Annotated in this window: 20 protein-coding genes and 1 tRNA gene; 16 read left to right on the top strand and 5 right to left on the bottom strand. The window is 62.0% G+C overall.

What is annotated here, in order from left to right:
- Positions 1-252 precede the first annotated feature (252 nt).
- The gene (locus tag J2W40_RS15985) at positions 253-747 is read left to right on the top strand and encodes an STM3941 family protein (RefSeq protein WP_310226629.1); all 495 of its coding nucleotides are present in this window, start codon (positions 253-255) and stop codon (positions 745-747) included.
- A gap of 225 nt (positions 748-972) precedes the next feature.
- Here the strand turns inward: J2W40_RS15985 and J2W40_RS15980 are convergent.
- Positions 973-1,049 (bottom strand) — tRNA-Pro (locus J2W40_RS15980).
- A 188-nt stretch (positions 1,050-1,237) separates the two neighbouring features.
- Here J2W40_RS15980 and yajC point away from each other — a divergent pair.
- The 4 genes from yajC to J2W40_RS15960 are packed head-to-tail and all read left to right on the top strand — an operon-like array spanning position 1,238 to position 4,586.
- The gene (yajC, locus tag J2W40_RS15975) at positions 1,238-1,573 is read left to right on the top strand and encodes a preprotein translocase subunit YajC (protein WP_037472426.1); all 336 of its coding nucleotides are present in this window, start codon (positions 1,238-1,240) and stop codon (positions 1,571-1,573) included.
- Positions 1,574-1,581: 8 nt separating this feature from the next.
- Positions 1,582-3,180 carry a protein translocase subunit SecD gene (gene secD / locus J2W40_RS15970; RefSeq protein WP_310226626.1) on the top strand — a complete coding sequence of 533 codons (1,599 nt, stop codon included), beginning with the start codon at positions 1,582-1,584 and terminating at the stop codon, positions 3,178-3,180.
- Positions 3,181-3,201: 21 nt separating this feature from the next.
- Positions 3,202-4,188: a protein translocase subunit SecF gene (gene secF / locus J2W40_RS15965; protein ID WP_310226623.1), complete on the top strand. Its 987-nt coding sequence runs from the start codon at positions 3,202-3,204 to the stop codon at positions 4,186-4,188.
- 56 nt (positions 4,189-4,244) lie between these two features.
- Positions 4,245-4,586, top strand: a complete 342-nt coding sequence (locus tag J2W40_RS15960) for an Mth938-like domain-containing protein (RefSeq protein WP_310226694.1) — start codon at positions 4,245-4,247, stop codon at positions 4,584-4,586.
- A gap of 72 nt (positions 4,587-4,658) precedes the next feature.
- Here J2W40_RS15960 and J2W40_RS15955 read toward each other — a convergent pair whose 3' ends face one another.
- Complete coding sequence (locus J2W40_RS15955; RefSeq protein WP_310226622.1) at positions 4,659-8,153, bottom strand: autotransporter domain-containing protein; 3,495 nt, start codon at positions 8,151-8,153, stop codon at positions 4,659-4,661.
- A 337-nt stretch (positions 8,154-8,490) separates the two neighbouring features.
- On the opposite strand from J2W40_RS15955, the gene J2W40_RS15950 reads away from it, so the two are divergent.
- From J2W40_RS15950 to J2W40_RS15940, 3 genes are read left to right on the top strand one after another with little or no spacing between them, the layout of a single operon-like run.
- Positions 8,491-9,612, top strand: coding sequence for a Ppx/GppA phosphatase family protein (locus J2W40_RS15950; protein WP_310226619.1), 1,122 nt, complete (start codon positions 8,491-8,493; stop codon positions 9,610-9,612).
- Positions 9,609-10,313 (top strand): RlmE family RNA methyltransferase, encoded by a 705-nt coding sequence (locus J2W40_RS15945; RefSeq protein ID WP_310226617.1) that lies wholly within the window; start codon positions 9,609-9,611, stop codon positions 10,311-10,313. Before J2W40_RS15950 ends, J2W40_RS15945 begins: the two co-directional genes overlap by 4 nt.
- 43 nt (positions 10,314-10,356) lie before the next feature.
- Entirely contained in the window at positions 10,357-11,865 is a 1,509-nt protein-coding gene (locus J2W40_RS15940) for a YifB family Mg chelatase-like AAA ATPase (RefSeq protein ID WP_310226615.1), read from the top strand.
- A gap of 191 nt (positions 11,866-12,056) precedes the next feature.
- On the opposite strand, the gene J2W40_RS15935 is transcribed toward J2W40_RS15940, so the two are convergent.
- The 3 genes from J2W40_RS15935 to J2W40_RS15925 form a co-directional block, all read right to left on the bottom strand.
- Positions 12,057-12,434, bottom strand: a complete 378-nt coding sequence (locus J2W40_RS15935) for a bactofilin family protein (RefSeq protein WP_310226612.1) — start codon at positions 12,432-12,434, stop codon at positions 12,057-12,059.
- Complete coding sequence (locus J2W40_RS15930) at positions 12,415-13,527, bottom strand: M23 family metallopeptidase (protein WP_409050392.1); 1,113 nt, start codon at positions 13,525-13,527, stop codon at positions 12,415-12,417. Before J2W40_RS15930 ends, J2W40_RS15935 begins: the two co-directional genes overlap by 20 nt.
- A gap of 231 nt (positions 13,528-13,758) precedes the next feature.
- Positions 13,759-16,041: a putative bifunctional diguanylate cyclase/phosphodiesterase gene (locus J2W40_RS15925; RefSeq protein ID WP_310226608.1), complete on the bottom strand. Its 2,283-nt coding sequence runs from the start codon at positions 16,039-16,041 to the stop codon at positions 13,759-13,761.
- Positions 16,042-16,408: 367 nt separating this feature from the next.
- Between J2W40_RS15925 and rpsL the strand changes: the two genes are divergently transcribed.
- The 8 genes from rpsL (at position 16,409) to J2W40_RS15885 (ending at position 23,281) form a co-directional block, all read left to right on the top strand.
- The gene (gene rpsL, locus J2W40_RS15920; protein ID WP_026002556.1) at positions 16,409-16,780 is read left to right on the top strand and encodes a 30S ribosomal protein S12; all 372 of its coding nucleotides are present in this window, start codon (positions 16,409-16,411) and stop codon (positions 16,778-16,780) included.
- Positions 16,781-16,795: 15 nt separating this feature from the next.
- Positions 16,796-17,266 (top strand): 30S ribosomal protein S7, encoded by a 471-nt coding sequence (gene rpsG / locus J2W40_RS15915; protein WP_037472408.1) that lies wholly within the window; start codon positions 16,796-16,798, stop codon positions 17,264-17,266.
- A gap of 172 nt (positions 17,267-17,438) precedes the next feature.
- Positions 17,439-19,511 carry an elongation factor G gene (gene fusA / locus J2W40_RS15910; protein ID WP_310226598.1) on the top strand — a complete coding sequence of 691 codons (2,073 nt, stop codon included), beginning with the start codon at positions 17,439-17,441 and terminating at the stop codon, positions 19,509-19,511.
- A gap of 137 nt (positions 19,512-19,648) precedes the next feature.
- Positions 19,649-20,839, top strand: coding sequence for an elongation factor Tu (gene tuf, locus J2W40_RS15905; protein ID WP_037472405.1), 1,191 nt, complete (start codon positions 19,649-19,651; stop codon positions 20,837-20,839).
- A gap of 144 nt (positions 20,840-20,983) precedes the next feature.
- Entirely contained in the window at positions 20,984-21,292 is a 309-nt protein-coding gene (rpsJ, locus tag J2W40_RS15900) for a 30S ribosomal protein S10 (protein ID WP_007686587.1), read from the top strand.
- A 293-nt stretch (positions 21,293-21,585) separates the two neighbouring features.
- On the top strand, positions 21,586-22,344 hold the full coding sequence (gene rplC / locus J2W40_RS15895) for a 50S ribosomal protein L3 (protein ID WP_310226585.1): 759 nt from the start codon (positions 21,586-21,588) through the stop codon (positions 22,342-22,344).
- Positions 22,345-22,347: 3 nt separating this feature from the next.
- Positions 22,348-22,971, top strand: coding sequence for a 50S ribosomal protein L4 (gene rplD / locus J2W40_RS15890; RefSeq protein ID WP_037472402.1), 624 nt, complete (start codon positions 22,348-22,350; stop codon positions 22,969-22,971).
- The gene (locus J2W40_RS15885) at positions 22,964-23,281 is read left to right on the top strand and encodes a 50S ribosomal protein L23 (protein ID WP_037472401.1); all 318 of its coding nucleotides are present in this window, start codon (positions 22,964-22,966) and stop codon (positions 23,279-23,281) included. Before rplD ends, J2W40_RS15885 begins: the two co-directional genes overlap by 8 nt.

The raw sequence follows: 23,281 nt of genomic DNA, 5'->3' as shown, positions 1-23,281 counted from the left end.
AAGGGGGGATGGGGCGGGCGGACAAGTCGGGACTGTCGCTGCTCACCCTTTGGTATAGTTCGTTCAATGCTTGGGTTGAGAGCCAGATTCTTCCGGCTATCGAAAGCAGTGATCTGGACGACGCTGACATAATCGTCGTTGTCGCTGCCCTGCGCCGTTGGGAGGAGGACAGGCCATGGGTAACGGCATAATGCCCGCTGACCTCAACAACTCATTGCAGACAATGGGCTAGACACGATACAAACCTCGGTCATGGGGGATTTTATAGCTTATCCATCGAAGTGGCGCATTGCGCTATTGGCTCATCTGTCTGCCGGATTCGTCGTGATCGGCTTGTGGATGATTGGCTTTTTTGGACCAATACCGTCCTCTCGCCGCTATTCAGCTATTATGGTGTTTGTGATGGGATGGGTTTGCACGGCCTTTTTTGGGTTCTGTGCTGTCGCCGTTGTTACCCGCCTTTTTACTTCCGGAGAAGATTTGAGGATTGGTCCGACCGGAATAAAGGTAAGATCGTGGTCGGATCAAACCATCCCATGGAGCGAAATCGCGGACGTCACGACGTGGAAAGATAAATCAATCATCTTGCACTTGCGGAACCCGTCCCTTTTTCCGGGACGTGGCGCGGGCGCCATGATGACGAGGTTCAATCGCATGATTACTGGTGGCCACGTCGACGTGATGCTGGCCGGGTCGGATCGTAGTTTTGACGAAGCGATGGACGCGATCACTCAATTCCGATGTTAAGTTCCTCGCTTTTCCTCGCCCTAACATCTGGCGGCGCGGGTGCTGCTATGACTGGGACGGTCCCGCGCGGCAGCTTATGGTCTGTTTGTCGATGACGCGCCTATGGAAACGGCCAGTACTCGCTGCCCGTGCTAATTACTATCAATGCTGAAATCGCCTCCCGTGCTTGCGCTTGGGAGATTTTCGGGCGTCCGTCCGCCGGACGGTCACTATTTCCGAAAATCTTGGTCGGGACGAGAGGATTCGAACCTCCGACCCCCACACCCCCAGTGTGATGCGCTACCAGGCTGCGCTACGTCCCGACCGGAGGAGCGCCTTTAGAAGGGGTTTGGGCAAGTTGCAAGGGATTCGATGCGGGCTTTTGGCGGCCGCTGACGATTCCCTAATCATATTGCCTCCGCCCTTGCATCTGTGGTAGCCGCCCGGCCTTGATAGGCGGGCGCTCCCATGCGTTGCGCGGCCAACTGACATATAGGCGAAAGTCCCACTCATGTTCATATCGACAGCCTTTGCCCAGACCGCTGGCGGGGAAGCCTCCGGCGCCGGAATCCTGGTGCAGATGGCACCGCTGGTGCTGATCTTCGTGGTCTTCTATTTCCTGCTGATCCGTCCGCAGCAAAAGAAGATGAAAGAGCATAAGGCCAAGATCGACGCGGTGAAGAAGGGTGACCAGGTCGTCACCGGCGGCGGCCTGATCGGCAAGGTTGTGCGCGTTGATGACATCTATGCCGATGTCGAACTGGCGCCGAACATGAAGGTCAAGGCGGTCAAGTCGACCCTGACCGACGTGATCGACCCGACCACTGCCAAGCCCGCGAACGACTGACCCCAACGATGCTCAATTTCTCGCGTGCGGCGGTGATCGCGATCATCCTGCCCCTGTTGATCGGCGTGCTGTGCGCGGTGCCGAGCTTCCTGCCCGATTCGGCTGTAGCCCGGCTGCCCGGTTTCATGCAGACGCGGGTCAATCTCGGACTCGACCTGTCGGGCGGCAGTCATTTGCTGCTCGAAGCGTCGACCCAGGATGTCGCCAAGCAGCGGCTCGTCAATATGGAGGAGCAGGTTCGCACCGAACTGCGCCGGGCTGACCCGCGCATCGCGATCGGCGATATCTCCAGCCGTGACGGGAAGCTGAGCTTCATGGTGCGCGATCCGGCGCAAGTGGATGCCGCCGTCGAGCGCATCCGCCCGCTGACGCAGGGCGCGGGGCTGACCGGCCAGCGCGATTTCGACGTGGCTGTGGTCAATAGTTCCACCATCACGATCACGCCGACCAATGCGGGCATCGACAATGCGGTCAAGAGCGCGATGGAAGTCGCGACCGAAGTGATCCGCAAGCGCATCGACGAAATGGGCACGCGCGAGCCGACGATCCAGCAGCAGGGCAGCAACCGCATCGTGGTGCAGGTGCCCGGCCTTCAGGACCCGCAGGCGCTCAAGGATTTGCTGGGGCAGACCGCTAAGCTGGAATTCAAGCTGGTCGATACCACCGCCAACCCCTCCGAAGTGGCGCAGGGCCGCGCGCCGGTGGGCAGTGAAGTGCTGCCCTATCTCGACAATCCGTCGGGCGTGCCGCTGATCGCGGTCAAGCGCCAGGTGATGGTGTCGGGCGAGGATCTGACCGACGCGACGCAGGGCTATGACCAGAATAACCAGGCGATCGTCAACATCCGCTTCAACAGTGCGGGCGGTCGCAAATTCGGGCAGGTGACGTCGCAGAATGTCAATCGCCCCTTTGCGATCATTCTGGACGGCAAGGTGCTGTCGGCACCCAATATCAACGAGCCGATCCTGGGCGGCAGCGCCCAGATCAGCGGCAATTTCACGGTCGAAAGCGCCAACCAACTGGCGATCGCGCTGCGATCGGGCAAGCTGCCGGTGGCGCTGGCGGTGGTCGAGGAACGCACGGTCGGACCGGGGCTGGGTGCGGATTCGATTCGCGCGGGCCTGATCGCGTCGATCATCGCGGTGGTCGCGGTCGCGATCTTCATGTTCCTGAGCTATGGTCGGTTCGGCATGTATGCCAATCTGGCCGTCGCCATCAATGTGGCGGTCATCCTGGGCGTGATGGGCATATTGGGGGCGACGCTGACGCTGCCGGGCATCGCTGGCTTCGTGCTGACGATCGGTACGGCGGTGGATGCCAACGTGCTGATCTATGAACGGATTCGCGAAGAGCGGCGGCGCGGGCGCAATGTCGTCCAGGCGATCGAACATGGCTATAAGGAAGCCAGCCGCACCATTTTCGAGGCGAACGTGACCCATGCCATTGCGGGCGGGATCATGCTGGCGCTGGGGTCGGGGCCGGTCAAGGGCTTCGCCATCGTGCTGCTGATCGGCATTGCGACCAGCGTGTTCACCGCCGTCACCTTCACCCGCATGGTCGTCGCCAACTGGGTGCGCCGCACCCGGCCGACGGACATCCATATTTAAGAGGGGCGGGAGGACACACCCATGAAACTTCTAAAGCTCGTCCCCGATAATACGAATATCGGCTTCGTCGCGATGCGGAAGTGGGCGTTTGCGCTCACGGCCCTTTTGACGGTGCTGGCGGTCAGCGCGACGGCCTATCGGGGCCTCAATCTGGGCGTCGACTTTGTCGGCGGCCTGATGATCGAGGCGAAATTCCCGCAAAATGTCGAAACCGACAAGGTGCGTGCGACCATCGGCAGGCTGGGCGTGGGCGAAAGCTCGCTCCAGCAGTTCGGCGATCCCAAGACGGTGCAGATTCGTTTGCCCCTGCCCGAACAGGGCGGGGCGGGCGCGGCCAATGCGGTGGTTGAAAAGACCCGCAACGCCATGTCGGCGCAATTTCCCGGCGTCACCTTCTCGCGCTACGACACGGTGTCGGGCAAGGTGTCGGGCGAGTTGATCCGCAACGGCATATTGGCGGTGCTGCTCGCCATCATCGGCATCGCGATCTTCTCCTGGTTCCGCTATGAATGGCAATTCGGCGTGTCGACCTTCGTCGCGATCGTCCACGACGTGCTGATGACGCTGGGCTTCTTTGCGGTGACGCAATTGGAGTTCGACCTCAATATCGTCGCGGCCGTGCTGACGATCGTGGGCTATTCGATCAACGACAAGATGGTGATCGACGATCGCATCCGCGAAAATATGCGCAAATATCGCAAGATGGACATGAAATCGCTGATCGACCTGTCGGTCAATGAGACGCTGCCGCGCACGGTGATGACGTCGGTGACGATCATGCTGGCACTGGGCGCATTGCTGTTGTTCGGTGGCCATGTGCTGCGCGGCTTCACGGCGGCGATGATGCTGGGCATCATCGTTGGCACTTATTCGTCGGTCTATGTCTCCTCTTCGCTGCTGATCTCGTTGGGTCTCTCGCCGATGTCGTCGGAGAAGAAGGCGGCCAAGGCCAATCTTGCCGCGCAGGCGGAGCGTGTCGGGCCGCGCGATGACGGGGCGAAGCCCTGAGCGGCGACAAGCGCATAGGGATAGAACTGCGCCGCGACGATAGCGGGCAGGGGCCGATCGTCACCGGTTTTGCCGGGCGCGGTTTCCGCGTGCGCGACGATCTGTTTCCGAACGGTCTGTTGCTCAGCCCCACGCGGGCGATGGCCTGGGATGATGCGCCGACGATAGAGGCGCTGACGCTGGCGGCGTTGGGCGACCTGCTGGACGGCAATCCGCGTCCCGAATTCCTGCTGCTTGGTACAGGGGCCAGGCTACGCCAGCCACCGCGCGCCTTTGTTCGCGACCTGGAGGCCAAGGGAGTCGGCGTGGAGGCGATGGACAGCCGGGCCGCGGCGCGCGCCTGGGGCGTGCTGCGGGCCGAGGAACGGTCGATCGTCGCGGCGCTGTTGCCGCTCTGAAACGCGCGATTGCGGACACAAAAAGGGCCGCCCGATGATGGGGCTGCCCTTTTCGTTGGCGCATGGCGTGGATCAGAAGCGGATCTTCACGCCCGCACGATAGCTTTGATAACTGATATCCTTGCGCCATACGGTCGTGTCGGCGGTCAGGTTGAGGTCCACAGAGCCAGCCCGGATAGTCAGGCCACCGCCGACTTCGCCCCAATTCTTATCCGATCCCCCCAGCGCGAAGGGCACCAGGCTGCCGGTGCCGCCAACCAGATTGGCGAGGAAGAAGGCGGGTTGGTCGTTGAACTCATGGACATAATTGGCCGTGAGGTAGGGCTTGATGCCCCCTGTGTCCGCCTTGACCGTGGCCCCAACACGCCCTTGCGCACTGCGGATGGCATGGCGCTCGATGACCAAAGCGGCATCACCGCCATATTCGGCGAGATTGCCCGAACTGATATAGGCACCGCGTATCGACGCGCGGGGCACGATGCTGAACGCATCGCTGCCCAACGCCTTGCTGACGCCCAGTTCACCCGACAGGGCCAGTTCCTGGTCGCTGCCATAGAGGGTGTAGGGGGTGATGCCGACCGCGAAGGAGCGACGCGAGCGTGTCGCCATCGTACCTGCACTGCCGACCGCATCCAGTTTGAGGCCACCCAGATCGAACGCGCCATAGACGGTGCCCTGATAGAGACGGGCGCGGCCCCAGTCATTGGCCCCTGTATTACCTTTCAATTCGCTGAAGGAGGCTGAGAGGCCGACAACGCCATTGTCGCCAAACGCCTTTTCGATGCCGACGGCCATATACCAGCCATCGAACTGGTCGCGGCCAAGCGGGGTGGCGGTCCGCATCGGCGCGCTGTCGCCGTCGATATAGCCGCCCGCCAGGAAAGCGCTGACATCTTCAGGCAGCACGCCTTCGCGGACGGTGGTGTCGCCGCCGCCACCCTGCGCCATGCCAAGGTCGATATTGTTGAGGCTAGCGGCGGCCAGTTGCAACGGCTGGCCGGTCATGGTCAGCGTGCCGCCCATCGCCCCGCCATCAAGCTTCGTCAGCCGGTCGCGATAGAAGCGCGCCATATTGTCGTTCAGCACTTCGGCCATGGAGGTCTTGAGCGTTTCGGTGCGCGGTGCCATCGCCTCGAAGGTTGCCTGGACTCCGGCAACGCTCAGCAGGTCCGCTTCGCCATAGAGATTGGCATAGTTGGCGTAGAGCGGTCGGTTTTGGTCGAGCAACTGAGCGACGCTGGTCTGGTTCGGCGCAGCGCGATTGACGACGTCGGCATAGAGGCCCGCGTCGATCCGCACGCTGACGCTGTTGGGACCATAGAATAGCACCGGCTTCAACACCGCCGACAAGTTGGTCGGCGTCGCAAAGCTGCCATCGATGCCGCCTTCGGCGGTCAGGAAGGTGTAGCTGTTGCCATAGCGGAGCCTGGTGCCGGTCGCGGCACCAAAAACCACGCGCCCGCCGAGCGCGGCGATGCCGTTGATGGGATCACCCGCCGCAAGCAGCGAGACATCGCCATCGGCCTGAGCGGCGGTGATGGCTGCGACTGCGGAGGCCTGAGTCTGATTACCTTCGCCATTGCCCTGGCCATCGCCCGTCGGTGCGCTTTCGCTCCCGCCATTGTCATCGGATTCGACGAACTGCGTCGCCCGGACCGCAAGCACGTCCGACACGCCATTGGCACCCAGATCAATCTGGAGCGTGCTGCCTGATGAGAGCAACGCATTGCCCTCAATTTTGAGCGTGCCGATCGTGCCGACGCCACCGGGGGCGATCGTGCCCAGTACATTGGTGAAATAGGGCGCGCGCACTGTTCCCTTGCCGGACAAAAGCCCGGACATCAGGAAATAGTCGCCCGGCGTTTCGACCATGCCATCGACATTCACGACGCCGGCGAGGTGAGCAATGTCCATAAGACTGGTCAGCGATCCGGCCGCCGTGACATTGAGCGTAGCGCCAGTGCCCGCAATGGTGAACCGATCGACGGTGGCGTCGATATCCAGCGTCGTCTTGCCATTGGCGCTGAGCGTCACGTCATAATAGCGGCCGATCACCCCTTGCGAGGCGAGCGGGTCGATATTGTTGGGCACGAAGGCGGTCGCGCCGGGCAGGCCGTTAGCCAGGGTCGGCGTTGGCAGGACCGCGGCGCTGACTTCACTCTCTTGTGCTTCATGAATCGCGCCGGTCAACAGGGCGGCAGTTTCTGCGCTGGCGCTGCGCTCGGCAATCTCCACCTTGCCCTTATTGTTGCTGACCACGGTGGCACCGGCGGCTGCGTCAGCGGTTTCGGCAACGGTGGGTTCGCCATCGACGATCAGCGTATTGGTGCCGACATCATAACAAATGTCGTCCGGTCCATCATTGGGTTGATAGCAAATCTGGCCGAATTTCTGAGCGCTATCCTGGCCAAATGCCCCCGCGCCCGGCGTCGTGGGAATGCCGTTCACTAGCGCGCCATTGCTGTCGATAACCCGATAATTGGGGTCGAGCGCGGTCACCCAATGGGTCGGGTCGCTCCACAGACCGTCGCCTGCCTTGGCAGTGGCATAGCGATAGGGGTTGTTCTGCGCGATCCAGTCCCAGAACAGATAGAGCGGCTGATAGAAGGATGAGCCACCATAGGAGCTTTGCGGCTGCGCAAAGAAATAACGGCTTCCGCCCGACAGCACGCCGATGATCGTCTTTTCATTGAAGGTTTGATCGAGGATCAGCGGGCCGCCCGAGTCGCCGCCAGCCGTGCTGCCTTCGTTGGGCAGCGCATCGTCCTTGAACAGGTTGAAGTCGAACGGGTTTTCACGCTCCGGGTCGTCAAAATCGGTGTGGTAGAGATTTTGGGTATAGCCGCCTGCATCGCCGAACAGGAATGCGTCGATATCATCAAGCGAGCCGAGCATGCCAAGGAAGTTTTCCGCCGTTTTGCGGCGGAAATCGATACCGAGATTATTGCCCGTGGTCCCGCTGCCGGTCCGACCATAGCCGGTGATGGTCACATGATAGCCGGTGCCCGATGTTTCGCTAATGGCCGAAGGCGCGGACAGGGCGGAAAATAGCGTGGTCCAGGTGGGCACGTCAGCCGCCGGCGTATCGAGTGTCGCGAGGGCCACGTCGCCATAAAGGAAACTGAGCGCTGGCGGATCGAGCGAGTCGGGATGATAGGCGATATTGTTGACGTTATAGACGCTTAAAGCCGTGTTGGTCTGAAAGCCGTTGCTCAGCCAGTCGATCAGGCCAGGGCGGGCGTTGTTCTGAAAGGCGAACGCCACTGGAACGCCGCCATTGACGGTGCTGTAATCGGGCGTGTCGAGGTCGTTGACGCAGTGAGCGGCAAAAATGACGGTGCGCGGATTGATAAGCGTGCCAGTGCAGGCGAAGCCATCGGCCCGATACATGATGCCGACGCCGTTGACATCGCTGCCGTCGATAATGTCGGACGGGCTTTTGCTGTCGTTGGGCACGACGGCATGGGCCAGCGGTGCAAAGCTCAAGGCGGCGACGGCGGCCGATGCCAGAAGGCCTGTACGACCGGCGCGCGCAAGCATGCGCACGCCATTCTTGCGAATGTGCATGATGGTAACTCCCCAAAGACCTGAGCGGAAGCTATGTCAGCAACAAGACGAACACAATCCAGCCATGCGCGAAAATTGCCTCATGTTTCAAAAAGGTCACATCGTCACGCAATGTCGTCGATTTTTGTTAGTAGAATAGCGAAAATGCGTCATTTTTGAGGGTGCGCTATTGGGAAAACCGGACGTGCTACTTAATGACAATGGCTGTTAACTTTAATCCGGTACAGCGTTTCGCCACAGGCGGCCGTCCCTTGCGCATCTGCGCTGATCCGCTTAAGCATGGTGGCAAGTTCCGGTCTCCCCACGAGGCTGGCGAAAAACAGAAGAGAGTTTCGGCATGGTGCAGCAGAGCCGCCCATCGCCGCAGAGTTCCGGTCCGACCGGCGGTTTTTCGGGCAAGCGTGTCCGATCCGGTCCGGGCAATGGGAGCAAGGCTGCGGCCATTCCTCCCCCGTCACCATCGCGGGGCATTGCGCCGCATGGCGCGCGTGAGCGGCGATCCTATGCCGCCATCGACCTTGGCACCAATAATTGCCGTTTGCTGATCGCCAAGCCGTCGGCGGATGGGTTCATTGTGGTGGACGCCTTTTCGCGGATCGTGCGGCTGGGCGAAGGGCTGGCTTCGACCGGGCGGATCAGCGACGCCGCGATTGATCGCGCCATTGCCGCGCTGTCGGTCTGCGCCGACAAGCTACGCCGCCGTCATGTGACGCTGGCGCGTTCGGTTGCGACCGAAGCCTGTCGCCGGGCGTCCAACGGTACGGACTTTATCCAGCGCGTCTACCGCGAGACGGGCATCGCGCTCGATATCATCAGCGCGCAGGAGGAGGCGCGACTGGCGGTACTGGGCTGCCACGCACTACTGGAACCTGGCAATGGCCCGGCCCTGATCTTCGACATTGGCGGGGGATCGACCGAATTGGTGCTGGTCGATTCGAACGGATCGGCTGGCGCGCCGCGGATAGTCGATTGGGTGAGCGCGCCCTGGGGCGTGGTGTCGCTGACCGAGAGCGAGGCGTTCGACCATGGCGATCGCGACGCGCGACTGGCCGCCTATGACCGGATGCGCGCACGGGTAAGCGAAGCCTTTGCCCCGCTGGCCCGTCGCCTGCCGCAGGGGGCGGAGGATATCCGCCTGCTTGGCACGTCGGGGACGGTGACGACGCTGGCCAGCGTGCATCTGAACCTGCCGCGTTATGACCGGCAGGTGATCGACGGGCTGATCGTGCCGTGCGAATCGATGCGCGCGATTTCGGAGCGGCTTTCCACCATGACACTGGCGGAGCGGCAGCAGCTTCCCTGCATCGGCACCGAGCGCGCCGATCTGGTGGTGGCGGGCTGCGCCATATTGGAGGCGATCCTCGACATCTGGCCCGCCGAACGGCTGGGCGTGGCGGATCGCGGCATTCGCGAAGGCATATTGCGCGGGCTGATGGACCGCGATGGGAGAGTGATGTGAGGGGCGCTGGCGTAGGCAAGGTGCGCGTCAAAAGCGCCAAGGGCAGGACCGCGCAGTCGGTTCGCTGGCTCGAACGCCATTTGAACGACCCCTATGTCCGCAAGGCGAAGGCGGAAGGCTGGCGCAGCCGTGCCGCGTTCAAGCTGATCGAACTAGACGAGAAATTCCATTTCGTGAAGGGATCGCGCGCAGTCGTCGATCTCGGCGTGGCACCGGGCGGCTGGTCGCAGGTCGTGCGCAAGCTGGCGCCCAAGGCCACCGTCGTCGGCATCGACCTGCTGCCGGTCGATGCGATCGAGGGGGTGACCCTGTTCGAAATGGACTTCATGGACGACAAGGCGCCCGACATTCTGCGCGAAGCGCTGGGCGATGCGCCCGACCTCATCATTTCCGACATGGCGGCCAATACGGTGGGCCATGCCCAGACCGACCATTTGCGCACGATGGGACTGGTCGAGGCGGCCGCCTGGTTCGCGGTCGAAAATCTGCGCAAGGGCGGGACGTTCGTCGCCAAGGTGTTTGCCGGGGGCACTGATGGCGAGTTGCTGGTCCTGCTCAAGAAGAATTTCACGACGATCAAACATGCCAAGCCCCCCGCCAGCCGCAAGGGCAGCGTGGAATGGTATGTCGTGGCGCAGGGGTTCAAGGGGCGACCCGATGAACCGGCGCGCGACCGAGCGGGCGATCCCGTAACAGAATAGCCGCCGGAAGGCTGGCGGGCACGGGATAGGAAGCGGGGGTCACTTGGTCGCAACGGTATCGACGGTCGCCTATCTGGGGCTGGAAGCGCGGGCCGTCGAGGTGCAGTGCCAGCTCGTCCCCGGCCTTCCCAATTTCATCGTCGTGGGATTGCCCGACAAGGCGGTGGCCGAAAGCCGCGAGCGGGTGCGCAATGCGATTGCCGCCATCGGCCTGTCGCTGCCGCCCAAGCGGATTACCGTCAATCTCTCGCCCGCCGACCTGCCCAAGGAAGGGTCGCATTTCGACCTGCCGATCGCCCTCGCTTTGCTGGGGGCTATGGGGGTGATCGATGCCGAAACGCTGTCGGGCTATGTCGTGGTGGGCGAACTGGGGTTGGACGGACGCACCGCGCCATCGCCCGGCGTGTTGCTGGCGGCGCTGCATGCAGGCGGGCAGGATATGGGGCTGGTCTGCCCGGTCGCGCAGGGGGCGGAGGCTGCCTGGGCGGGGCAAGTCGAAGTCGTCGCCGCACCCGACCTTTTGAGCCTGCTCAACCATTTCAAGGGCACGTCGGCGCTGTCGCCGCCCCAACCGGGCGCGGTCGAGGCCCCCGTGCGGACGCTGGACCTCAAACAGGTCAAGGGGCAGGAAGTCGCCAAGCGCGCGATCGAGATCGCGGCGGCGGGCGGGCATAATCTGCTGATGGTCGGACCACCGGGTGCAGGCAAATCGCTGATGGCCGGGTGCTTGCCAGGGATATTGCCTGAGCTTACGCCATCAGAGGCGCTGGAAACTTCCATGGTGGCAAGCGTCGCGGGCACGCTGGACGGCGGACGGATCAGCCGGGCGCGGCCCTTCCGCCATCCCCATCATAGCGCATCGATGGCCGCGTTGGTCGGCGGCGGTTTGAAGGCGCGGCCGGGCGAGGTCAGCATGGCGCATCTGGGCGTGCTGTTCCTCGACGAGCTACCGGAATTTCAGCGAGCGGTACTCGACTCGCTGCGCCAGCCGCTGGAAACGGGCGAGGTGACGGTCGCGCGGGCGAACGCACATGTCACCTTCCCGGCGCGGGTGCAGTTGATCGCGGCGATGAACCCCTGCCGATGCGGCCATCTGGGCGATCCCGCCTTGGCTTGCTCGCGCGCGCCACGCTGCGCCGCCGACTATCAGGCGAAGGTGTCGGGACCTTTGCTCGACCGGATCGACCTGCATGTCGAGGTGCAGGCGGTGAGCGCCGCCGATCTGGTGCTGCCGCCGCCCGCCGAAGGATCAGCCGAGGTCGCCGCGCGCGTAGCGGCGGCGCGCGATGTGCAGACCAAGCGCTATGCCGGGACAAAACTGCGGACCAATGCGGAAGTGGACGGCGATGCGCTGGAGGCTTTTGCCGGTCCGGACGAGGCGGGGCGGCAATTGCTGGCGCAGGCGGCCGCCGCGATGAAGCTGTCGGCGCGGGGCTATACCCGCGTGCTGCGCGTCGCGCGGACGATCGCCGATCTGGCAGGCGCCGAGCGGGTCGGGCGGGTGCATGTCGCCGAAGCGCTCAGCTATCGCCGCCGCGCGCCGGTGAATTGAGAAGGGCTCAGGGGATCGGCTGGACCGTCAGCAGCGTATAGAGACCGATCGCCGCACCGCTGGCGACGAAAGCGATCAGAAAACGGCATATGTCGGGCCAGAAATCGGGGCGTTCCATGTCGGTCGTCTCCTTCTCGGTGACGATGCAACGGATAAAATGGTGCCGAACCCGTATCCAGTGACAAATGAAGTTAAGCGCCCTCGTTCGCGATCAGCTTGAGTTCCGCAGCAGGCCCATTGTCCTTATGGGCAAAATGGCCGTCAATCCGGCTTCCCGCCTCAATGGTGATCCGCTCATAGCGCACATCGCCGGTGATCCGCGCGCTGCGCTCGACCACCAGTTCCTCCGCCGTGATCGACCCATCGACGAGGCCCGCGAGCCGCGCGCTCTGGGCTGTGACATGGCCAATGATGCGGCTGTCGGCCCCCTGGACCAATGCGGCGCAGCTAATGTCGCCTTCCACCACGCCATCGACATGCAGGTCGACCGACGCGCTGATATTGCCGCTGATCGTGACGTCGCCGCCGATCATCGAGAAAGGGGTGTTTTTAGCCCCGGTTGCCGACATCGGCGAAACGGGCCTTGGCGATTTGCTGGACTTGGAGAACATCCTGGGCAGCCTCCAGAAAACGGCGGGGGTTGATGGGCCGGTCGTTGAGCCGGACCTCGAAATGGAGATGGGTGCCGGTCGACCGGCCGGTCGACCCCATGCCGCCGATCGTGTCGCCGCGCGCCACCGCCTGGCCTACCTTGGCGGCAAAGCGTGACAGATGCGCGTAACGGGTCATCAGCCCATTGCCATGATCGACTTCCACGACATTGCCATAGCCCTGGCGCTGGCCGACATAGCTGATCTTGCCGCGCGCGGCCGCGACGATCGGCTGACCGCGACGACCGGGGAAATCCATACCAGCATGGAAGGCGGCGTGACCGTTGAACGGATCACGGCGGTAGCCATAGGAACTGGTTTCCATCGGCGCCATGGTGGGCTTGCCCGACGGAATCGATATCAGGCTGCGTTCCAGAAATTCCATCCGCGCCAGCGCATCGGCCAGATGTTCCAATTCGCCGGTCATGGCCCCCTTGCCACCGTTCCAGGGCACAAAGGGGCCGCCCTGGGCATGGGCCGCGCTGCGGGCGAGCTGGTCAGGATCAAGGCCGAAGCTGCGGATGGCGGCGGCGGCCTTGTCCGCGCGTCTTTCGACAGCGGCGGTCAACAGCAGGGCGAAACGGCGCTGGCGCTCTTCCAGCCGGACGAGGGGGGCGGCTTCGGGTGCCATGCTGATCTTGGCGGTCAGCGCCCCGGCCTTGTCCGACTTTTTGGCTGCGGTCGGCGCGACCATGTCCGCGCTCTTGTCGTCATCGCCCCCGAAATGCGTCTTGTAGAGCGTGTCCATGAAGTCCTGCCGGGCTTCAAGATCCTGGGCCAGATCATCGACGGACTGGCGATAGCCCTCTACCTTGCTCGCGGCCGTCGCGATCGACTGCCCCTTGGCAGCCAGCGCGGCGCGCTCCTGCGTTACCGATGCGCTATTCGCGATCATCGCCAGCGTGACGCCGCCCCAGCCGACCAGGGCTGCCGTCAGGCCGCTCAACGCGGTGAGTTGAAGTCGGCGCGAGATACGCAGGAACCGGACCTGCCCGCCAGAGCGAAGGAAAATCTCCCGCTCAGGGCATAAGGCAGCGAGCCGGGCCCGGAGAGCGGCGGCCCTCGATTTTCGATGATGCGACAATGGCGACCCCGTAACTCTTATCGAGTCGGGCCGATAGCAAAGCGACGCTGCGCAGGCGAATCTACCATTACGCAGACGTGACGAGTCGAGCGTTGCGCGCGACTAAATGATCTTTATCGCCTTTTGTTCCATGGCTGATGCTGTTTTGCGCATCGCTGGTCAGCCTTTGTCGACTTGCGCCGCCGATGTGAGCAGGCGGAAGACGTCCTTCGCCGGGATCGCCGGGCTGAAATGATAGCCCTGGCCATAATGGCAGCCGCCTGCCCGCAGATAATCGACCTGGCGACTATTCTCCACCCCTTCCGCAACCGTGCGGATGCCAAGGCTGAAGGCGAGGTTGAGGACGGTGCGGACGATCGCGGCGTCATCCGGGTCGGTTTCCAGATCGCGCACGAAGCTCTGGTCGATCTTGATGATGTCGATCGGAAACTGTTTGAGGTGCGACAGGGAAGCGTAGCCGGTACCGAAATCATCGAGCGCGATGGTGACGCCCGCTTCGCTCAGTCGACTCAGCGCGCGCCCGACCCGCTCCGCGTTGCGGCCCAGAAAGACCGACTCGGTTACTTCCAGTTCCACGGTTGAAGGGGGCAGGCCAGCCCGTGCCAAACGTTCGAGCAAGCGATCGGCAAAGCCGTCATCGTTGAGGTCCGCGCCCGATCCGTTGAAGGCGATCGAGCCGACCGTAAGGCCCGCCGCGCGCCAGCGCAGGCAGTCGGCGATGATACCATCAATCATCACCATGGTGATGATCGGTCCCAGTTCGGGATGTTCAAAGGCAGAAGCGATTTCGCCCGGCATGATGACAGTGCCGTCGGGCGTAGGGCAACGGAACAGCGCTTCGAAACCGACGATCGCCCCGCTGTCGAGCGCGATCTTGGGCTGATACCAGGGGGTTGGCTGTTCATGCGCCAGGATATGACGCGCGCGGTCCAGCATTGCGGCTTCGCGTTCCCAGCTTTCCAGCAATTCCGGGCCGAACAGGATTGCGCGTCCCCGTCCACTATTCTTGGCATGATAGAGCGCGATGTCCGCATGTTTGACCAGGGCGGTGACATCGTCGCCATGATCGGGAAAGAGGGCGACGCCTATGCTGACCCGGCATTCCATCGGCCGACCGCCATGGCTGAGCGGCGCGTGAAGATGCTGGGTGACCCGCTGTAATATAGGTTGCAGCGCGTCGGCATCAGGCAGGCGCGTCAGCAGCACCGCAAATTCGTCCCCGCCCATTCGCGCGACCAGATCGCCGGGGCGCAGCGCCTGGCGCAGGCGGCTGGCGACGGCACAGAGCAGGGCGTCCCCCGCATCATGGCCCGCAGTATCATTGACCCGCTTGAACTCATCCAGGTCGATCAGCAGAACCGCCAGTTGGGCGCGGTCGGTCGAGGCGGCCGCCGCCTGCGTCACCGCCGCCATGAAATGGGCGCGGTTGGCCAGGCCCGTCAGCGCATCCGACATGGCCAGTTTTTCGAGATTCTGTTCAATCTCCTTGCGCTCGGTAATGTCGACGACGCAGGTCATGAAGCAGGCTTCATTGTCGATCACGATCGGCCTGGAAGACAGCAGGGCGTTGCGAATGGCACCATCGCCGCGACGCAGGCGGCATTCGAAATTATCTATCGACTCTCCTGCTTGCAGTCGGCCGAACAGATCATCGCGCACCGCCAGATCGACATAGGTTTGTTCGACATTGTTCAGGGCCACTGGGCCGCCGGCTGCATAGGCGTCCAGCGCCGCGCGGTTGATCCGCACGATGCTGCCATCATAGCGCGTCACCAGCAGCGGCAGGGGCACGGCCATGAACATGCGTTCCAGCGTGTCCCGACTGGTGGCTACAGCCGCCTGCGCTTCGCGGGTGACCAGGCTCGCCATCCATTCCTTGCGCTGAAGCCGGTTACTCCGGGCAATGGCGATCCACATGCCGAAATGAAGCATCACCATCGCCAGGATCATGCCGGGCATGGTTGCCGAAAGCGGTGCTGGGGCCAGATAGCCGACCAGCAGCGCAACGCCGCAGGCCAATCCGCCACCGACATTGCCGCGAAAGCTGGTCGGGACGACGAGGTAGAAGACCAGCGGAAGCATCACCAGCACGAAGACGGCGATGTCGCTTCGTGAACTGACGAGGAAGGCAACACTGACGGCGGTAACGACCTGCCAGGCGAAACAGATACGTTCGACCATGCGAAAGCTGGTCATACGATGGCTGATCGACAGACAGGCCAGCGACCAGAGAATGACAAGGACGCGCGCAGGCACCGCCACCCAGAAATGGTCGGTCCCGGCAAAGCGCCAATCGCTCACGAGGAACAGGGTATTCAGGACCGCGGAGAGCGCGAACAGAATCTGGGCGTGGCCGCGCGATTCGCGTAAACGGCCTTCTTGGAAGTGGCGTTCGCGGGCAGGTTCGCAAAATTCGCCGGTATAGGGAGAGAGGTCGGTCACATTTCGTCCATGAAAACACCATATTGGTGACTTCCACGAAAAATAGGCCCCACAGGGTTATCAAACTCCTAACCATAGAATGACGATACCTTAAATTTCATGGGCGTAATGGCCATGCCCTCGCCACGCTTGACCCTTTGTCCGCGCAGGGCTATAGGCCCGGCTGCCCAGCGACCTGTCGCGTCGAGACTCGTCTTTTCTCGCCATTGCTGGGTGCTATTAGAGCTGAACATTGCCGGGTGCTCTTGCGGCTCCAGGGGGGTTTTATGCCCACCGGGGCCTTTGCTGTTTGGATGACGTCTGTTTTCCGATCGGCTCGCAACACGGGGATGCCACGGTAAAGTAACTGAAAAAGGTGAAGGGCTTCATGCCAACAATCAACCAGCTGGTCCGCAAGGGCCGCGAACCGCAGAAGGCCAAGTCCAAGGTCCCTGCCATGGATGCGAACCCGCAAAAGCGTGGCGTTTGCACCCGCGTCTATACGACGACTCCGAAGAAGCCGAACTCGGCGCTCCGCAAGGTGGCGAAGGTGCGTCTGGTCAACCAGCGCGAAGTCATCACCTACATCCCCGGTGAAGGCCATAACCTTCAGGAACATAGCGTTGTTCTGATCCGTGGCGGTCGTGTCCGCGATCTTCCCGGCGTGCGCTATCACGTTCTTCGCGGCGTTCTGGATACCCAGGGCGTCAAGGATCGTAAGCAGAGCCGTTCGAAGTACGGCGCGAAGCGTCCGAAGTAAGGGGAGACCAAGAATATGTCACGTCGTCGTCGCCCCGAAAAGCGCATCATCCTGCCCGATCCCAAATATGGCGATATCGTGCTGTCCAAGTTCATGAATTCGATCATGCAGGACGGTAAGAAGGCCGTTGCTGAGTCCATCGTTTATGGCGCTCTCGAAACTGTCGAGACCCGCGCCAAGAAGGACCCGATCGGCATGTTCCATGACGCGCTGAACAACATCAAGCCGGGCATCGAAGTTCGCAGCCGCCGCGTTGGCGGTGCGACCTATCAGGTTCCCGTCGAAGTGCGTCCCGAACGCTCGCAGGCGTTGGCCATCCGTTGGCTGATCACCGCCGCGCGCAACCGCAGCGAAACCACGATGGCTGCGCGCCTGTCGGGTGAACTGATGGACGCCGCCAACAATCGCGGCAATGCCGTCAAGAAGCGCGAAGATACGCACCGGATGGCCGAAGCCAACCGTGCCTTCTCGCACTATCGCTGGTAACATAGCGCTACTGGTAAAAGGCGGGTGGGCGTTTCCAATGTCCGCTTCGCTGTCCGGTTTCAAAAATTGGTCCGTTCGTCAGGGGTCTCTACCCATGGCGGACGGATTGGTTTAGGGGCCACCCAAGAACTCGAATCCCCAACCGCCGGTGCGCCGGCAACGGAGAAGCATCATGGCCCGCAGCCATCCGCTCGAACGCTATCGTAATTTTGGTATCATGGCGCATATTGACGCCGGCAAGACCACGACGACCGAGCGTATCCTTTACTACACCGGCAAGTCCTACAAGATCGGCGAAGTCCATGACGGCGCCGCCACCATGGACTGGATGGAACAGGAGCAGGAGCGTGGTATCACCATCACGTCGGCTGCGACCACCTGCATCTGGAACGATCACCGTCTGAACATCATCGACACCCCCGGCCACGTCGACTTCACCATCGAAGTCGAACGTTCGCTGCGCGTGCTTGATGGTGCGGTCGCCGCGTTTGACGGCGTTGCGGGCGTTGAGCCGCAGTCGGAAACGGTATGGCGTCAGGCGGACAAGTATAAGGTTCCGCGGATGTGCTTCATCAATAAGCTCGACCGCACCGGTGCCAATTTCTATTATTGCGTTCAGACGATCATTGATCGCCTGGGTGCCGTTCCTGCCGTTCTCTATCTCCCCATCGGCGCGGAGAGCGAGTTTAAGGGTCTGGTCGACCTGGTCGAAAACCGTGCGATCATCTGGAAGGATGAAAATCTCGGCGCTGAATTCTCTTATGAAGAGATTCCTGCCGACCTCGCCGACAAGGCCGCCGAATATCGCGAAAAGCTGATCGAACTGGCCGTCGAGCAGGACGACGAGGCGATGGAAGCCTATCTCGAAGGCAATCTGCCCGACGTCGCGACGCTCAAGAAGCTGATCCGCAAGGGCACGCTGGCCCAGTCGTTCGTCCCCGTGCTGTGTGGCTCGGCGTTCAAGAACAAGGGCGTCCAGCCACTGCTCGACGCGGTTGTGGATTATCTGCCTTCGCCGCTCGACATCGAAGACGTGCAGGGCATCAACCCCGACAACGACCAGCCCGACAGCCGTGCGACCGCCGATGATGCGCCGTTCGCTGGCCTGGCGTTCAAGATCATGAACGATCCGTTCGTCGGCTCGCTCACCTTCCTGCGCGTTTATTCGGGCACCCTGACCAAGGGCACTTATCTGAACTCGGTCAAGGACAAGAAGGAAAAGATCGGCCGCATGCTGCTGATGCATGCCAACAGCCGCGAAGATATTGATGCGGCTTATGCAGGCGACATCGTCGCGCTGGCCGGCATGAAGGAAACCACCACCGGGGATACGCTGTGCGCCGAACGCCAGCCGATCATTCTGGAGCGGATGGAATTCCCTGAGCCGGTCATCGAATTGTCGGTGGAACCCAAGACCAAGGCCGACCAGGAAAAGATGGGCGTCGCGCTCAACCGCCTGGCCGCTGAGGATCCGTCCTTCCGCGTTTCGACCGATCACGAATCGGGCCAGACCATCATCAAGGGCATGGGCGAGCTTCACCTCGAAATCCTGGTCGACCGCATGAAGCGCGAGTTCAAGGTCGAGGCGAATGTCGGTGCGCCGCAGGTGGCCTATCGCGAATATCTCAAGAAGGCCGTCGACGTCGACTATACCCATAAGAAGCAGTCGGGCGGCACCGGCCAGTTCGGCCGCATCAAGGTGAAGGTCACGCCGGGCGAGCGCGGCACGGGCATCATCTTCAAGGATGAGATCAAGGGCGGTAATATTCCCAAGGAATATATCCCGGCGATCGAAAAGGGCATGCGCGAAACGGCAGCTACCGGCTCGCTCATCGGCTTCCCGATCATCGATTTCGAGATCAACCTGTATGACGGCGCCTATCATGACGTCGACTCGTCGGCGCTGGCGTTCGAAATCACCGGTCGCGCGGCGATGCGCGAAGTCGCGCAGAAGTCGGGCATCACGCTGCTCGAACCGATCATGAAGGTCGAAGTCGTCAGCCCCGAAGAATATCTGGGCGACGTGATCGGCGACATGAACAGCCGTCGTGGCCAGATACAGGGCACCGACACCCGTGGTAATGCTCAGGTCGTCGAAGCGATGGTCCCGCTGGCCAACATGTTCGGCTATGTGAACTCGCTGCGTTCGTTCACCCAGGGGCGTGCGAACTATTCGATGACCTTCTCGCACTATGATGAAGTGCCGCAGAATGTCGCGGACGAAGTCAAGGCGAAGATGGCCTGATGAATTTCCCCGGCCGAGCCGTGCAAGCGGCTCGGTTAGGGGCTGGTAATCTGCAAATTTGCTGCTATGGACGCGCCTTCGCGAGGCGCGGCCGAGCGGTCAGACCCAAGCTGATTTTGATTAGAAGGTAGGATAAAATGGCTAAGGCTAAGTTTGAGCGGAATAAGCCGCACTGCAACATCGGCACCATCGGTCACGTCGACCATGGCAAGACCTCGCTGACCGCAGCGATCACCAAGGTGCTGGCCGAAACCGGCGGCGCCACGTTCACCAGCTACGACAACATCGACAAGGCGCCCGAAGAGCGCGAGCGCGGCATCACCATTTCGACCGCGCACGTCGAATATGAAACCGAAGCGCGCCACTATGCGCACGTCGACTGCCCCGGCCACGCTGACTATGTGAAGAACATGATCACCGGTGCGGCGCAGATGGACGGCGCGATCCTGGTCGTTTCGGCCACCGACGGCCCGATGCCGCAGACCCGTGAGCACATCCTGCTCGCCAAGCAGGTCGGCGTTCCTCAGCTCGTCGTGTTCATGAACAAGGTCGATCTCGTTGATGACGCCGAAATTCTGGAACTGGTCGAGCTGGAAATCCGCGAGCTGCTGAGCAGCTATGATTTCGACGGCGACAACATCCCCGTCATCCCCGGTTCGGCTGTTGCCGCGCTGCAGGACAAGACCCCCGAAATCGGCCATGACGCCGTTCTGAAGCTGATGGCTGCCGTTGATAGCTGGATCCCGCAGCCTGAGCGTCCGATCGACAAGCCCTTCCTGATGCCGATCGAAGACGTGTTCTCGATCTCTGGTCGCGGCACCGTCGTCACCGGCCGCGTCGAAACCGGCATCGTCAAGGTTGGCGAAGAAGTCGAAATCGTCGGCATCCGCGACACCCGCAAGACCACGGTCACGGGCGTTGAAATGTTCCGCAAGCTGCTCGACGAAGGTCGTGCAGGCGATAACATCGGCGCGCTGGTTCGTGGCGTTGGTCGTGAAGACGTCGAGCGTGGCCAGGTTCTGGCCAAGCCCGGTTCGGTCATGCCGCACACCGAGTTTGACGCTGAAGTCTACGTGCTGTCGAAGGAAGAGGGTGGCCGTCACACGCCGTTCTTCGCCAACTATCGCCCGCAGTTCTACTTCCGCACCACGGACGTCACCGGCGAAGTCATCCTGCCTGAGGGCACGGAAATGGTCATGCCTGGCGACAATGTGAAGCTCGGCGTCAAGCTGATCGCGCCCATCGCGATGGACCCAGGTCTGCGCTTTGCAATCCGTGAAGGTGGTCGTACCGTCGGCGCAGGGGTTGTCGGCACGATCTCGAAGTAATATAGGCACCGCAGCGGCGCGAATCGCCTGATTCGCGCCGCTCGGATTTTTACCGCCTCGGATCGTCTTTCTCCGGCTCTTGCGAGCTAGAAGGACAGATTAAGAGGCGGTTGTTTTTTGGCTCTTTCGCATCGGTACAGGAATATGGACAGCAACATCCGCATTCGCCTTAAGGCGTTCGATCATCGCGTGCTTGATCAGGCGACCGGCGACATCGCCGACACCGCGCGCCGCACTGGCGCTCTCATCCGCGGTCCCATTCCCCTTCCGACGCGCATCGAAAAGTTCACGGTCAACCGTGGTCCGCACATCGACAAGAAGTCGCGCGAGCAGTTTGAGGTCCGCACCTATAAGCGTATGCTTGACATTGTGCAGCCGACGCCGCAGACGGTCGACGCGCTGATGAAGCTGGATCTGGCTGCCGGCGTGAACGTAGAAATCAAGCTGGCCTGAGGCTAGCAAGTCCCTGCCTTCTGTAACAAGTCGGCAGGGTATCGGGTATTCCGGGAAACCGGAAGCTCACACGACACAAGGGATACCGCACAGCGCCGGGCAACCGGCAAGTCTGTGGTTCTGGTCCCCCGTCGCTGGTCCCGAGAGGGGTTGGCATCCAACCCGGACGGGGTGATCTGCATATTTGGGTTGGCCGCTAGGGAATGATCCCAAGCGGTTTTTTTTCGTTGGATACGCCCGCCGGCGTCAGTTTCTTTCAAGGCTTAGGCGGGCCTCTATTGGGAGTATGGATCATGCGCACTGGCGTGATCGCTAAGAAAGTCGGGATGACCCGCCTGTTCCAAGAGGACGGGCGTCACGTGCCGGTTACGGTTCTGGCCCTTGAAGGCAACCAGGTCGTAGCTCGCAAGGATGTGGACAGCGACGGCTATATTGCCGTGCAGCTGGGTGCCGGCGTAGCGAAGGTTAAGAATGTCGCCAAGCCGCAGCGCGGTCACTTCGCCAAGGCGGAAGTGGAGCCGAAGGCGCGTCTGGTAGAATTCCGTGTCGCCGAGGATGCACTTCTCGATGTCGGCGTGGAAATCGCCGCGGATCATTTCATCGACGGCCAGCTCGTCGATGTGTCGGGTCACACCCAGGGTAAGGGCTTTGCCGGCGCTATGAAGCGTTGGGGCTTCGGCGGTATGCGCGCCACCCACGGCGTGTCGATCAGTCACCGTGCCCATGGTTCGACGGGTAACCGTCAGGATCCAGGCCGCGTCTTCAAGAACAAGAAGATGGCCGGTCATATGGGTGATCGTGAGCGCACGCAGCAGAACCTCGAAATCGTCCGCACGGACGTCGAGCGCGGTCTGCTGTTCGTCAAGGGCAGCGTGCCCGGTGCCAAGGGCACCTGGCTGACCGTCAAGGATGCCGTCAAGGTGCCCCGTCCGGCCGACGTTCCCTATCCCGCCAGCCTGAAAAGGGCTGACAACAGCAACGACAGCGCTCCCGCTGATACCCCGGCTGAAGAAGTCGCGGCAGTGGAAGCGACCGAAGGCCAGGAGGGCTAAACCATGAAGGTCAAGGTACAGACCCTCGACGCAGCGGAAGCTGGCGATCTGGAGCTGAACGATGCCGTATTCGGTGTCGAGCCCCGCGCCGACATCCTGCACCGTGTCGTCACCTGGCAGCTCGAAAAGCGTCGCGGCACCGCCCGCGGCACGCGCGAGCGTAGCGATGTTGCCCGCACGGGTAAGAAGTTCGGTCGCCAGAAGGGCGGCGGTACGGCGCGTCACGGCGATCGCCGCGCGCCCGTGTTCATCGGTGGTGGTAAAGCCCACGGTGCCCGCGTTCGTGACTTCAATCCCTCGCTGAACAAGAAGGTTCGCGCGCTGGGCCTGAAGATGGCGCTCTCGTCGAAGGTGAAGGACGGTTCGCTGTTCATCATCGACAGCCTCGACGTCGCCGAAGGCAAGACCAAGGCGCTGGTCGCCAATCTTGCCAAGCTGAACCTGACCAAGGTGCTGTTCATCGACGGCGACGCGGTCAACATCAGCTTCGCCAAGGCGTCGGCCAACATCATCGGCGTGGACTTGCTGCCGGCCGTCGGTGCCAATGTCTACGACATCCTGAAAGCCGACTCGCTGGTGCTCACCCGCGCCGCCGTCGAAAAGCTGGAGGCCCGTTTCAATGGCTAAAAAGCAAGCCGCAACGGTCGACAACCGTCATTATGACGTCGTTGTCGCCCCGCACATCACTGAGAAGTCGACCCTTCTCAGCGAATTCAACGCTGTGGTCTTCAAGGTGGCGGGCGATGCCTCCAAGCCTGAGATCAAGGCCGCTGTCGAAGCGATCTGGGGTGTCGACGTCAAGAGCGTGAATACGCTCGTGACGAAGGGCAAGACCAAGAAGTGGAAGGGCAAGCCCTACACCCGCTCCGACGTCAAGAAGGCGATCGTCCGCCTGGCCGAAGGCCAGTCGATCGACATCACCGAGGGAGTGCGCTAA

It is taken from the genome of Sphingobium xenophagum (assembly GCF_031457465.1).
Lineage (GTDB): Bacteria > Pseudomonadota > Alphaproteobacteria > Sphingomonadales > Sphingomonadaceae > Sphingobium > Sphingobium xenophagum_A.
This window is presented reverse-complemented; position numbering and strand designations above follow the sequence as displayed.

Excerpts from the sequence above, each read along its gene's own strand:
- J2W40_RS15950 (WP_310226619.1), top strand. The coding sequence starts at position 8,491 with ATGGTGCAGCAGAGCCGCCCATCGCCGCAGAGTTCCGGTCCGACCGGC.
- J2W40_RS15935 (WP_310226612.1), bottom strand. The coding sequence starts at position 12,434 with ATGTCGGCAACCGGGGCTAAAAACACCCCTTTCTCGATGATCGGCGGC.
- rpsJ (WP_007686587.1), top strand. The coding sequence starts at position 20,984 with ATGGACAGCAACATCCGCATTCGCCTTAAGGCGTTCGATCATCGCGTG.
- J2W40_RS15985 (WP_310226629.1), top strand. The coding sequence starts at position 253 with ATGGGGGATTTTATAGCTTATCCATCGAAGTGGCGCATTGCGCTATTG.
- rplC (WP_310226585.1), top strand. The coding sequence starts at position 21,586 with ATGCGCACTGGCGTGATCGCTAAGAAAGTCGGGATGACCCGCCTGTTC.
- tuf (WP_037472405.1), top strand. The coding sequence starts at position 19,649 with ATGGCTAAGGCTAAGTTTGAGCGGAATAAGCCGCACTGCAACATCGGC.
- rpsL (WP_026002556.1), top strand. The coding sequence starts at position 16,409 with ATGCCAACAATCAACCAGCTGGTCCGCAAGGGCCGCGAACCGCAGAAG.
- secF (WP_310226623.1), top strand. The coding sequence starts at position 3,202 with ATGAAACTTCTAAAGCTCGTCCCCGATAATACGAATATCGGCTTCGTC.
- J2W40_RS15885 (WP_037472401.1), top strand. The coding sequence starts at position 22,964 with ATGGCTAAAAAGCAAGCCGCAACGGTCGACAACCGTCATTATGACGTC.
- J2W40_RS15955 (WP_310226622.1), bottom strand. The coding sequence starts at position 8,153 with ATGCACATTCGCAAGAATGGCGTGCGCATGCTTGCGCGCGCCGGTCGT.
- fusA (WP_310226598.1), top strand. The coding sequence starts at position 17,439 with ATGGCCCGCAGCCATCCGCTCGAACGCTATCGTAATTTTGGTATCATG.
- yajC (WP_037472426.1), top strand. The coding sequence starts at position 1,238 with ATGTTCATATCGACAGCCTTTGCCCAGACCGCTGGCGGGGAAGCCTCC.
- rplD (WP_037472402.1), top strand. The coding sequence starts at position 22,348 with ATGAAGGTCAAGGTACAGACCCTCGACGCAGCGGAAGCTGGCGATCTG.
- secD (WP_310226626.1), top strand. The coding sequence starts at position 1,582 with ATGCTCAATTTCTCGCGTGCGGCGGTGATCGCGATCATCCTGCCCCTG.
- rpsG (WP_037472408.1), top strand. The coding sequence starts at position 16,796 with ATGTCACGTCGTCGTCGCCCCGAAAAGCGCATCATCCTGCCCGATCCC.